Annotated in this window: 8 protein-coding genes and 3 pseudogenes; 6 read left to right on the forward strand and 5 right to left on the reverse strand. The window is 47.0% G+C overall.

The features are described 5' to 3' along the window. Positions 1-122: 122 nt before the first annotated feature. From ACO6VE_RS22555 to ACO6VE_RS22575, 5 genes and pseudogenes are all read left to right on the forward strand, one after another. A pseudogene (locus ACO6VE_RS22555) lies at positions 123-218 on the forward strand (hypothetical protein); the annotation flags it as partial. 6 nt (positions 219-224) lie between these two features. Beyond that, positions 225-7,895, forward strand: a complete 7,671-nt coding sequence (locus ACO6VE_RS22560) for a calcium-binding protein (RefSeq protein WP_422463575.1) — start codon at positions 225-227, stop codon at positions 7,893-7,895. 456 nt (positions 7,896-8,351) lie between these two features. Then, entirely contained in the window at positions 8,352-9,344 is a 993-nt protein-coding gene (locus tag ACO6VE_RS22565; protein WP_422463577.1) for a hypothetical protein, read from the forward strand. A 7-nt stretch (positions 9,345-9,351) separates the two neighbouring features. Beyond that, entirely contained in the window at positions 9,352-9,546 is a 195-nt protein-coding gene (locus tag ACO6VE_RS22570; RefSeq protein ID WP_422463578.1) for an IS1096 element passenger TnpR family protein, read from the forward strand. A gap of 269 nt (positions 9,547-9,815) precedes the next feature. Next, entirely contained in the window at positions 9,816-10,205 is a 390-nt protein-coding gene (locus ACO6VE_RS22575; protein WP_422463580.1) for a hypothetical protein, read from the forward strand. Here the strand turns inward: ACO6VE_RS22575 and ACO6VE_RS22580 are convergent. From ACO6VE_RS22580 to ACO6VE_RS22600, 5 genes and pseudogenes are all read right to left on the reverse strand, one after another. Beyond that, positions 10,192-10,533 (reverse strand): hypothetical protein, encoded by a 342-nt coding sequence (locus ACO6VE_RS22580; RefSeq protein ID WP_422463581.1) that lies wholly within the window; start codon positions 10,531-10,533, stop codon positions 10,192-10,194. The two genes, ACO6VE_RS22575 and ACO6VE_RS22580, sit on opposite strands and share 14 nt — an antisense overlap. Positions 10,534-10,664: 131 nt before the next feature. Further along, entirely contained in the window at positions 10,665-10,910 is a 246-nt protein-coding gene (locus tag ACO6VE_RS22585) for a DUF2164 domain-containing protein (protein ID WP_422463583.1), read from the reverse strand. Positions 10,911-11,307: 397 nt separating this feature from the next. After that, a complete protein-coding gene (gene brnA, locus ACO6VE_RS22590; protein ID WP_422450645.1) occupies positions 11,308-11,538 on the reverse strand; it encodes a type II toxin-antitoxin system BrnA family antitoxin in 231 nt (76 codons plus the stop codon). Further along, entirely contained in the window at positions 11,528-11,785 is a 258-nt protein-coding gene (locus tag ACO6VE_RS22595) for a BrnT family toxin (protein WP_422450644.1), read from the reverse strand. Before ACO6VE_RS22595 ends, brnA begins: the two co-directional genes overlap by 11 nt. A 192-nt stretch (positions 11,786-11,977) precedes the next feature. Next, positions 11,978-12,217 (reverse strand): annotated as a pseudogene (locus ACO6VE_RS22600) (ATP-binding protein); the annotation flags it as partial. Between the two features lie 69 nt (positions 12,218-12,286). Between ACO6VE_RS22600 and ACO6VE_RS22605 the strand changes: the two are divergent. Next, positions 12,287-13,045: pseudogene (locus ACO6VE_RS22605) on the forward strand (IS91 family transposase); the annotation flags it as partial.

The following is a 13,045-nucleotide window of genomic DNA, read 5'->3' on the forward strand; positions in this document are numbered from 1 at the left end:
GGACCTACAGATGTGCGGAAATCGCGTTATATCATGCGCTTGGCAAGTTACCTGAACCGGAAATGACCCACAGATTTTACTGACGAGGCGATAATTTTGACCTTCAGAATGTAGCTTCTCAAATCTTTAGTGATGGTGATGATGATATACATGGGACTTCCTATGTCGATGAACTGGACGGCTTAGCTGGCGACGATTACATTTCCGGTAAGAAAGGGAATGATTTGCTCTCAGGGAATGATGGCCATGACCGGCTGTTCGGAGGTGATGGGAACGATCAGCTACTTGGTGGAACTGGGCATGATGAGCTTTATGGTGGTGCGGGTGACGATAGTCTAACTGGTGGAACTGGCGATGACCTTATGGTCGGAGGTTTGGGGAGTGATACTTATTATTATGGGTTTGGTGATGGACTTGATGTCATCAATGAATCTGGAAGCAATGAAACATTAGACCGTATTATTCTTGGAGCAGGTATTCGTTCAGAAAATATTCTGATACGTGCTCAAGGGGATGACTTGGTTCTATACATTAATGGGGATCAAGATGAAATTCGTATTCGAAATTTCTACAACAGCACAAATAGTTACCCCATTGATAAAGTTGAATTCAGTGATCCTGATAGTTCTCTGAAGGAGTGGACTTCAACAGATCTTTATACATTAGCCTTGCAGGCTACAGATGAGAATGATGAGCTACAGGGTGACAATCAGAATAATATCATTGACGGTTTGAAGGGGGATGACTTGCTTCTGGGGGGAGCCGGTAATGATAATCTCAGTGGCTCAGAAGGAAATGACACTCTAAGAGGGGAAGATGGTAATGACACCCTGATAGGAGGAGTCGGTGCTGATACTCTTGAAGGTGGGCGAGGTAATGACAGACTTGAAGGCGGGGCTGGCAACGACCTTCTTTTGGGTGGAGCTGGAAGTGATACCTATGTCATAACTGCTGATGGAAGTCAGGATATTGTAGAAGACTATGATATTACTGGCACTGACCTCGATAAGATTCTTTTTGATTCAACCATTAACCCTGAGAATGTTAGTTATCGAAGAACAGCCACTGATCTGATCATCGAAATTAATAAAGATGATGTTATTTCGAAGGTCATAATCAGAAATGGATTTATCAGTGAGCGCAACCAAATAGATCAGCTGGTATATGCTGATGGCACTGTAACCAGTATGTCTGAGGCTCTGGCGCAGGCTGCTCAGTGGACAGGGACAGATGGAGTTGAAAAAGTCTACGGTTATGCCGGTGTAGATATTATCAACGCTTTGGGTGGAAATGATGTAATTTATGGCCGGGATGGTGATGACCAGCTGTCAGGTGGTGAGGCTGATGACCGCATTTACGGTGAGCTGGGTAATGACAAGCTCTTAGGAGAAGATGGTGCAGATTACCTCAATGGCGGTATAGGTGATGATTCACTCAGTGGTGGTAGAGCTAACGACCAACTACACGGTGACAAAGGTAATGATAACTACATATTTGCCCAAGGGGATGGACACGACACCATAACGGAATATTCATCGGGTACTGACACTGATGTAATCCAGTTAGGCGAAAGCATTCTTCCAGCCAACACCACACTTCTAAGACAAACCGATGATCTTTTGATCAAGATTGATGGTGATGCTCAATCCATTCGGGTTCGTAACTATTTCAACAATGATGCCACATCAGGCTATGCGGTAGACCGGATTGAATTCGCAGACGGTACTATCTGGGATATTGATACCGTAAAAGCGAAAGTTATTGTTCCTACGGAAGGTAATGATGATGTCTGGGGCTATAACTCCTCGGATGACAACCTGACAGGTTTGGCTGGCAATGATGTCATTAGAGGTCTTGGTGGAAATGACATCATCAATACCGGTGCGGGTGATGACACAGCCTACGGTGGTGACGGTAACGACACTATTGATGGAGCTGAAGGTGCAGACCGTCTTTATGGTAATGATGGCAATGACACAATCTCTGGTTCTGCTGGTCAGGACAGTCTTTACGGAGAGGATGGTGATGATACTCTGACCGGTGGTGCAGACAACGATTTCCTCTACGGAGGCTTTGGTAATGACACCTATGTGATCGCTAAAGGCGATGGTGCTGATATCATCCATGACGCAACCACGGGCTTAGATACAGACAAAATTCAATTCGGCGAAGGCATTCAGCCAGACCAAACCACTTTATTACGGCGTAATAATGACCTCCTGATTCGTATCGACGACGGTGCTCAAACAGTTCGTGTCCAGAACTATTTCAACAGCGACGCTTCTACTGGACAGGCTATTGACCTGATTGAATTTGCGGATGGTACCCGCTGGGATATTGCAACCGTCAAAACCAAAGTCATGTCTCCAACGGAAGAAGCTGATGAGCTGTGGGGCTATGACGAAAGTGATGACACCCTGACCGGCCTCGGCGGCGATGATGTGATCAAGTCTCTGAAAGGGGATGACATTATTGATGCTGGAGCTGGTGCAGATATTGTCGAAGGTGGTGAAGGTAATGACCTACTGACTGGGGGCTTGGGCAATGATCGCCTGACGGGTGGCCAGGGCAATGATACCTATCTGTTCAGTCATGGGCATGGACAAGATACGATCCATAATTATGACGCTGAAGAAGGACGAGTTGACCGGATTCGCTTTGGCAGCAGCATTACGACAAGTGACGTCCGTGTAACAAGGCAGAATGATGATCTGGTTCTGATTACATCACCCAATGACTCCATTCGGGTTGAACGTTATTTTCAGGCTGATGCATCCTCTAACTATGTCTTGCAGGAAATAGAGTTTACAGATGGTACTGTCTGGGGTATTGAGCAAGTCAAACTCAAGGCCCTTACCGGTAATGACGATGCTGATACGCTGAGAGGTTATGCCAGTGATGATCAGCTATCCGGGCTTGGAGGTAATGACACACTCTATGGTCTCGCAGGAAATGACCAGCTCCAGGGCGGTGAAGGTAACGACAAACTCTATGGTGGTGAAGGGGATGATCAGTTAGAGGGTAATGCGGGTAATGATACCCTTTATGGTGAGTATGGAGATGATGTTCTGGATGCCGGTGGAGGGGATGACTCCCTTTACGGAGGTCAGGGTAATGATAACCTGACTGCGGGTGCTGGCAACGATAATCTCTATGGTGAGAGCGGTAATGACGAACTCAGAGGCGGCGATGGAAACGACCTGCTGGATGGCTCCTCTGGTGATGATGTGCTCGAAGGCGGTAAGGGGCAGGATACTCTTAACGGGGGAACTGGTTCTGATCGTTATCTGTTCGCGCGAGGCGATGGTCAAGACCTTATCTATGATGACTTTGCAGATTCAACAACTCTGATTCTGAGTGATCTGGATGGTGGCCAGGCTGACTTCAGTAATGTGGTTTTCCGTCGTGTGAACTCGGATCTTCAGCTGACCTTTAAGGACAGTAGTGGCGATCAGATTACATTGAAATCTTTCTTCAGTGATGATCAGCCCAAGAGTGGATTAACCATTGAAAAGCCTGATGGTACTTCAGAAGTTCTGGATGCCAGTGCAGTTGCGTTGAAAACACTGGTCGGCACTGTAAGCGATGATGTTATTCAGGCTAATAGTCTTGATAACGTCATTAATTCATTGGACGGCAATGATCGTATAGATGCGTACGCTGGTAACGACACGTTAAATTCGGGGGCCGGAGATGACGTGATTTATGCCGGTGAAGGGGATGACAGTCTCACAGGTGGGTTAGGCAATGACCAACTCTATGGTGGTGACGGCGATGATCAGTATTTATTCTCCGCAGGTCATGGTAATGATCAAATAGATGACACCTCTGGTAACGATGAACTCCGTTTTACGGATGTAAATCCTGATTCTGTATTGTTACGTCGCGACGGAACGGACTTACTGATTACCAATACTTCGACAAACGATGCTATCCGCATTCGCAACCAGTTTGCGACTGCGGCTGGCATCGTTAGTGCAAACGCAGTTGACCGTATGGTCTTTGCTGATGGCACCGTTTGGGATCATGACACCATAAAAGAGATGGCTCTTAAGGGCACTTCCGGAGATGACACTATCTATGCCCACCCGGACAACGATAGTGTTGACGGCCTGGAAGGCAATGACGTTATCTATGGTCGCGAAGGGAATGACACTCTCTCTGGTTCTGGTGGTAATGACCAACTTTATGGTGAAGCCGGAAATGATCTGCTGGATGGTGGCCTTGGAGACGATACTCTCATAGGCGGCACCGGCGCGGATACGCTTCAGGGGCAGGACGGTCAGGATAATCTTCAAGGTGAAGATGGTGACGATATTCTGCGAGGTGGAGATCACAACGACCAACTGCTCGGCGGGGCTGGCCAGGATCGGTTATACGGTGATGCCGGAAACGATAGCCTTGATGGTGGTAGTGGTGACGATGAGCTGCATGGCGGTGATGGTAATGATGTCCTGAACGGCGGTTACGGCTCAGACCAGCTTTATGGTGGTGCCGGAGATGACAGTCTGACGGGTACAGGCCATCTCATTGGTGGAACAGGTAATGACACCCTTGAGGGAAGAGGATTCCTGGATGGTGGTGATGGCGATGACCACTTAACTGGCTGGGGATCAGACACATTACATGGCGGCGACGGTAACGATACGCTCATCGCCTTTAATGATCCATTCTCTACACTGGCTATCTCTTTTAATGCTGGCAAGGGTAACGACACACTCTACGGCTCATTTGGTAATGACATCTATACCTTTAATTTGGGAGATGGCCATGACCTTCTGATAGAGCGTCGTGAGGATGAGTCATACAGTAACATTGATCCTTCTTTAGATACGATTCTATTTGGGCAAGGCATTGTAGACAGTGACCTTTCTTTCGAGCGGCACGGTGACAACCTGCTCATTAAACACAGCAATGGCACTGATTCGATTACCGTCCAGAACTGGTTCCGTGAGCCTACCAATCACTTCAAAGTCAATCAGCTTAGATTCATGGATGACACTAGCTTGACTGATGCAGATGTTGAAAATCGTGTCGTCACATTTGGTACTGATGGTGATGATGCCCAGTTACTGGGATACCGGAATCTGAATGATGAAATTCATGCCGGAGCAGGTAACGATAAAGTCTGGGGGCGTGCCGGTGATGACCAGCTCTATGGTGGTGCCGGAGATGATTACCTGGACGGTGAAGACGGTAACGACCGACTCTTTGGTGGCAGTGGTGTCGATAATATCCACGGAAAAGCCGGTGATGATCATCTAGAAGGCGGTCTGGGTAATGACAGTCTTTCGGGAGGCAGTGGTGCTGATGCTGTCTATGGTCAGGAAGGTGCAGATAGCCTCTTCGGTGGTGCCGGTGATGACCTTTTGGATGGCGGCACTGAAAATGATTATATCGATGCCGGTGATGGTAATGACACACTGCTGGGTGGAGACGGTGCCGATCAGTTAAGAGGTGAAGGAGGCAATGATGCCCTTCGGGGTGGTGCTGGTGACGATAAGTATGTCTGGAGTCTCGGTGATGGAGCCGACACGATCGATAACAGTGGTGGCGGTGTAGATATCCTCCTGCTTGGTGGTGGAGCGACTCAGGATCGACTCAGTTTTGAAAGGGATGGCGACGATCTGCTGATTAAAGCCAATGGTGATGACGCTCAATCCATAAGAGTCATTAAGCACTACCTGGGAGGGGATTACGCTCTGGATGCAGTTCAGCCAGACGGTGGAACACTCATTTCAACCACGCAGATCAATCAACTGGTAGCCGGAGGCAGTGATCCAGACTTCGATTCCGTTGTGAATGGAACTGAGGCCGGAGAGCAGCTGGCTGGTAGTAACAACAAAGATAAGATACTCGGAAAGGGCGGAAACGACGTTATCTTTGGTATGGCGGGCAATGACCGTCTTGAAGGAGGTGACGGCAATGATCAGCTGGTTGGAGGTAATGGCGGTGGTGTAGGTACCGGAGATGATGTGCTTCTCGGTGGCCTTGGTAACGACATACTCCGTGGCGAAGACGGCAATGACACTCTGGATGGTGGTGCCGGTGATGACCACTATTACTACAACGCCGGAGATGGTGTGGATGTCATTGATGCCACTGGTGGAGGAACGGACTGGATTCTCTTCAACGGAAATATAGATCGGAACCGACTCAGCTTCCATCAGGATGGCAATGATTTGGTTATTCTGCTGGATAACGATTTAGGTCAACAGGTAAGAGTGAAAGAGCATTTCCTTGGTGGTGAGAAAGCCATTAGTTATGTTCAGCCTTCCGATGGTGGGTACGCAATACCGGCTTCCTCTTTTGCAGGGTTACTGACCGATCTACCCTCACCAGATAATGGTGGTGGCGATACGGGAGGTGGCAGCAACCCAGACCCTGATGATGGATCTGGACAAACGCCTGGTAATGGTGAAACGCCTGTTGCTGAAACTGGCGGAGATGATTCAATCACGGGCACTTCTGCCAATGACATCCTCTTGGGTGGTGCAGGAAATGACACCCTGACGGGAGGTGCCGGTAATGATCAATATGTCGGTGGCACTGGAGATGACACTTATGTGTATACCAGCGGTCAGGATGTTATCGATAGTACTGGTGGTGGTACCGATATCCTTCGCTTCTCAGGTGGAATTGGATTCAGTGATGTTTCTTCCGGATTGGTTAAATCTGGTGATGACCTGATCTTGCGCGTAGCAGGCGGGCCTAATCAGGTAACGCTGAAGAACTTCTTCCTTGGTGGAGAGCATCTGGTTGAAACCATGACCTTTGATACCGGAGGTCAAATAACCTCTGACCAGATTTTTGGAGTATTTGGCTTGCCGGTGCCTAACCCTTCTGCTGATTATGATAATACATTAGAAGGAACTACAGGTGATGATGCTTCACTCGCAGGTACCGTTCAAAACGATTTGGTTAAAGGCTTTAATGGTGATGACCAGCTTCTTGGGAATGCAGGGAATGACCGCCTTGAAGGCAGTAATGGTGCCGACACCTTGAATGGTGGTGCCGGTAATGACTTGCTGATAGGTGGCCGGGGCAACGACACTTATGTAATCAATGCCGGAGGTGGTCAGGATGTCATTGTTAATTCCGGAGGAGGTTCAGACACTCTCCACTTTGATGGCATAGATTTCAATCAGGTTTCCAGTGGCCTGATGCGTAGTGGTAATGATTTTATCCTGCGGATCAGCGGTGGGACTGATCAGGTAACCTTTAAAGACTGGTTCCTTGGTGGAGACAATGTAGTTGATACTATTACGTTTGCTTCAGGTGGTCAGTTATCAGCAGCCCAGATATTCGGTGCTTTTGGAGCCAGTAACCCTGATCCAGCCGGTTCACCGGACTACCAGAATCTTCCAGATGAGCGATCATTCGGAACTATTCTGTCAGGTTCTGCTGGAGATCAGGTTATTCTGGGATCGTCGGACGCTGATTTGCTGGATGGTGGTGCTGGAAATGATCAATTGTATGGTAATGCTGGTAGTGATTACCTGATGGGTGGTGATGGTAACGATACCTATCATTTTGCAGCCAACGGCGGCTCAGACACTATCAACAACCTGTCCAATACGCCTGCTGATACTGATGTGCTGCAGCTGTCTGGTATTGAAGAAGAAAATCTTTGGTTTACCCGTGAAGGTGACAACCTGCTGATTGATGTTATTGGCTCTGATGATCAGATCACTGTGCAGGACTGGTACAGCAACGATGCCCAGAAGTTGGATCAGATACGAACCAGCGATGCAGTACTCCTGGCAAACAAGATGGATAACCTTGTAAATGCCATGGCTGGTTTTGATGCTCCTCCTCCTGGAAATGCACAGCTTCCCGATGATACCCGTACACAGGTAAATCCTGTTATTGCGGCTAATTGGCAGGCTGTTTAAGCCATCAAAGATGGGTAGGTGTGAAAGCCTACCTATTCAGTTTTGAATGATGGCCTGTGAAGGAAACTTTGCAGGCTTTTCATATTAACTGGAGGAGTAACTCATGCTACAAAAAGAAGTCTATGAAAAACATTATTTCTTTAAAATTCATTCATTTGCGTTACTTTTTTGACGTAAAAGCAATTTTGCAGGCCGAGGCCCGGATAGATATCAATATTTTTAATTGGTGTAGTTCATTGGTGTATATACCAATTTTATAAACGGTATCTATCCTTACAGCTGCAAAGGAAGTCATTTTTAAGGTATATATTTAACTAATACTAAGGGCACCAGGCCCCGAAACAATCGCTATCGACTTCGGCAATCACTCAATGGATGGATACAGATTACGTATTTACCGCAATTGAATAATTGATCCATGTCAACAAAACCGAGTTAGCAATAAGAATGAAGCCAATGTTATTTGAACCAAAAACGGCAGAAGCCATAGCAGCATTTACCCTGTCGGACCATCACCAGGTATTCCTCCGGGATGTTGATGTGTTTCTGGATTACCTGGTGAAAAATCCGGTTCAGGTTTCGAAAAGCAAGAACCTGCCTCCGGTTAAATGGGCTGAGCCACTGAACAGTCTGCTCTCCAGCCCCGAAGTGCTGACCTTGAAACGACCAATGACCACTAATTATGCCCGGCTAATGGGGCTATTATTGCTGAGTCGCAGTTCGGGGCTGGCCGCCCTTCGGCCAGATAGCAGGGGAAATACAGTACTTCATATCAATGAGGCGCTTTACCAGCAGTGGCAGGGCATGAATGGTGCTGAACGATATTTTTCCCTGCTGGAAGCGTGGATTAATCGAGGTTATGCCATGAGCGTCGGGGAGCGAATCAATACTATTGATAACCGCTTTCTGCCCGGGTTTATGATGAGGTACGGCGACACCGATCTATGGCAAGGCAAAGCGGCCAGGGATCCGGGCTTCTGGTTACGCAGGGGTAAGGCGTTCAACCTGACCATTCTCAAAATGGCCGGGATGGCTGAATTCCAGCTTGAGGATAGTAACCGGGAAATCCATTTCCTGAAATTAACGCCCTGGGGGCAGTTGTTTTTAAACGCCTGTCGGCAAGAGTTTATCGACTCGCTGAAAGACGATGAATATGAAGACGACTATGAACACATCAATCTACTGCCCGCGATAAAAGCAATTCGGCCAGATGTTCAAAAAAACCTGGAACAACCGGAGCCGATGATTGCTGCCAGTTATGTCCTGTCCGTTGCTTTGGGGAGTCAGTGCACCCGCACACTGAAAGTATCCGCTGACCACCTGCTTGAAGATCTGGCAGAAGCCATCCTTGACACCTTTGACTTTGATTGTGACCACCTTTATCACTTTCAGTATCTGAGCCCATTTGGTGCCGACCGGATGATTGGTCATCCTGCAGTAGATTTCTGATGCCTGTGTGACTGAAACCCGGCTGCGTCAACTTGAGCCGGTTCCCGGAATGAAAATCACCTTTATCTTTGATTATGGTGATAACTGGGAGTTTGAGATCGTGGTCATGCACGGCAGTGAAGAGAATACGTCTGATATCCAGGTGATCGAACGTAAAGGTGAAGCGCCGGAGCAGTATCCGGAATATGAGGATTTTTATTGATCAATATTTAACCAATTATTCTCACCCCGCCTGTCTGAAAGGCTGCCTTTATCCCCTAACGGTTTATCCACAATCTTTTCCACACAAATTCCGGATAACTGAAACAGGGGATAATAATTCGACAGGTAGCTACTGCAAAGGGTTATAAAGAAGTACTGACAGTATAAACACAACCTGCCAACAACTTATCCACAGACTTATTCTGGAAAAAGTGAGGGCGTGTCTTACATTTGATTCTGGTGTCGGCGAACAATGATCGGGAGGCGATAGTGAAAATCCCCCAGGCTATAAAGAACAATGTTGCGAATATTATTGACAGGTTTAACAAGGAGAATGGTTGTCAGTACCAGGAAAGATACCGGGGAGAATATCTGTATCTCGATAAAATTGACACCCATGGACCGGGACAGGTTTGCCGGTTGAAGTTCAACGGCGGAGAAGATAACTGGTCTTTTGCGATTTATAAATACTCCTCTGCACGACACGACAGTAAGGAAATATTCTTTCCCGGTGAAGAGTACGTGAATGGCACAGTAGAAGGTGCATTAAAGGCGGGACTGCTGGCGTACCCACCTTATCAATCAGGGATATGGTGTCGGGTTTTCATGCGGGAACCCACCAATCCTATCGTCTCATGTCTAATTCTCAGTAATCCATAATCCGCACCCGGCCAATGGTCTCAATATCCGGCGTACGGGTATTGGTCTGGTCCAGCCCTTTATAAATGAGCAGAAAGCTGCAGAACTGTTTTTTACCATTCTCTTTCTGGGTGGCACTGTTAAAGACCGTTTTCTCATTGGCAAGCAGGGTGACAGTGTCGCCCATTCGGAATGGTCGTATTGACTGGTACATTTTTTTGCTGAACCGGACTTTGATCAGTTCGCCTTCTCTATTTCTGATTTGCAGCTTGCCTGCGCTGCTGATCAGCTCCACCCCTTCTGTTTTCACTGTTTGACTGAATGGCCTTTGAAACCATAATGAAACCATTACGGTTCCCCGGAGATTACACCAATGCCAGCACTTACAGTTAAAAATATACCTGAAACACTCGATTTTTATTACAAAATCCGGGTATCTGTATACATAACCCACATCATGAAGCGTGCTTGAATGACCTGTCAGCTATCAGGTTTTTCTAAATCTTGCATCAGATACCCTATCTCTTCAGTCTTTTCGGTAAATACAGTATGAGCATCAGAAAGCCCCTGATTATAAAAATACGAGCCGATTTCCCTGGCAAAGAAATCAATCAGGAATTCAGCATCAAAGCCACCAATTTCCTGTCCTAACTCATCGTTAAAATAGTCTTTTATTTTGCTGACGAGTCGCTCCTTTTGATCGGTTGTAAATTTTATTTCATTCATACGGCTACCATTTTGTCAGTCAGCTTAACATAGATGACGAAATCACAATGATCGTTAAAGGTAGTATGATCAAAGATTGGCTGCCATTTTTGTACTTGATATTTCTATGCTGGGTTAAGCCGAGTTCTTACTCAAGTTCTTTGCAACACACATATTTTTGATTTCTAATGCTTTGAAATTGTCTGGCAAACATACATGAGCACAGGATTAGGAAAAAACTGATCAGGCAAAAAATCAGGATAACAATACCTAATGAATTTTCATTTATATCTTACCCCCGTTTCTTGTTTTGCGGTGACAGCTTTAAATGAACTTTGCTTTTTCCAGTTTTAAATAATGCCGGATGCTGTGGGGAGGGCTGGAGAAAGGCCAGCCCTTACCCGATTTAGGTGAGTTTTTACCGACGAGTTTGATCTATTTTTTCGGCCATCCATGTTTTGATAATTGCCTGGCGAGCAACACCAAGTCTAGCGGCTTCTTTGTCAAGGGCATTAATCATCCAGACTGGGAAGTCTATATTGATACGTTTTGTATCAAGATCGGGACGATGGCCTTTTTCCCATTCAACGACAGCATCAATTAAATCACTACCTTCATCAAAGGCTTTATCGAAATCTTCAGTTTTCATAGTACATAATCTCCTTTGTTCTGGAACGACGAACTGAAATAATTCTGATGTTGTTTCCTCGAAGTGTGTAAACTGCTGTCCAATGCTTTCCTTTATACACTGCAACCATCAGGTATCGTTTTTCACCCTCAACACTTGCTGGAAAAACGATCTTTGACTCATCATTCCAGAGATTTTGGGCTTCATTGAAATCAATTTCATGTTTGTCGAAATTTATCATGCTTTTGTTAGGATCATATTCAAACACGTCTAATAGATACCTTATCGATACCTTCAAGATGTGTATTATATACTATTTTGCGGGTATAGTGCGCATTCCGGAGCATTCGGCTCCCCATTCCACTAACATCCAGCCACTGATTCCGGAAGTATCTGGCCACCCATTCCGGAAACATTCGGCCACCCCTCATCGGAGCGCAGCGACGCATCGGTTTGCAGCTTAAGACGTAGGTTCGGACTTCGCCAGTTTTGCTTGTTTTTTGCGCAGTGACTCACCCTTTAAAGGGACGCGGTGGGCGTTATGAGTCAGCCGGTCCAGAATCGCATCTGCCAGTGCCGGATCACCGATCAGTTCATGCCAGTGATCAACGGGCATCTGGCTGGTAATCAGCGTGCTCTTGAGGTTGTGCCGGTCTTCAAACAGCTCCAGCAAGTCTCGCCTCTGACTCTCGTTTAAGGGAGGGGCTTCCGGCATGATGCTGCTGGAATGCAACGGCAAAGACAGAAACTGTTGCCCGTTGAATACTTTATGGTGACCTTTACCTTACCAGCGCAACTGCGGGCTCTGGCTTGGCAACATCAACGACAGGTGTACGATTTACTGTTCAGAACAGCGGCTGATACCCTGAAACAGTTTGGAGCCAATAGCAAAAAACTGAATGCAGACCTGGGAATGACCGGTGTCCTGCACACCCACAGCCGACGGCTGGATTACCATCCCCATATACATTTTGTCGTGCCCGGTGGCGGCATCAATACCCGACGAAAAGAGTGGCGCAAACTCACAGGTCACTATCTTTTCAATGGCAAGAACCTGGCCATGGTCTTTTGAGCCAGACTCCTTCGCGCCCTGGACGAACAGGGACTACTATCACTAAGCCTGCAAACAAGGCTGCCCAAAGAGTGGGTCGTCAATTGCAAACGGGTGGGCAAAGGATTACCAGCACTTGAATATCTATCCCGGTATCTGTACCGGGGCGTGATCAGCGACAACAACATCCTGGCCAGCAAACAAGGAAAGGTGACCTTCTCTTACCTCAACAGTGAAACCGGCAAAAAAGAGACGCGAACCCTGCCAGGAGAAGACTTCCTGTGGCTGGTACTGAAACATGTATTACCCAGGCGATTTCGACGATTGCGGGATTATGGATTTTTACACAGCAACGCAAAAAAACAATTATCACTGGTGCAACTGGTTTTTACACGTCATGGTCAAAGCAGTAGAACCCGTGATTCGTCCGCAATTCAAATGCAGGCATTGCGGCGCAGCGATGAAGCACATTGCGTT

It is taken from the genome of Endozoicomonas sp. ALB115, from assembly GCF_049310245.1.
In the GTDB taxonomy this organism is placed as follows: Bacteria; Pseudomonadota; Gammaproteobacteria; order Pseudomonadales; family Endozoicomonadaceae; genus Endozoicomonas.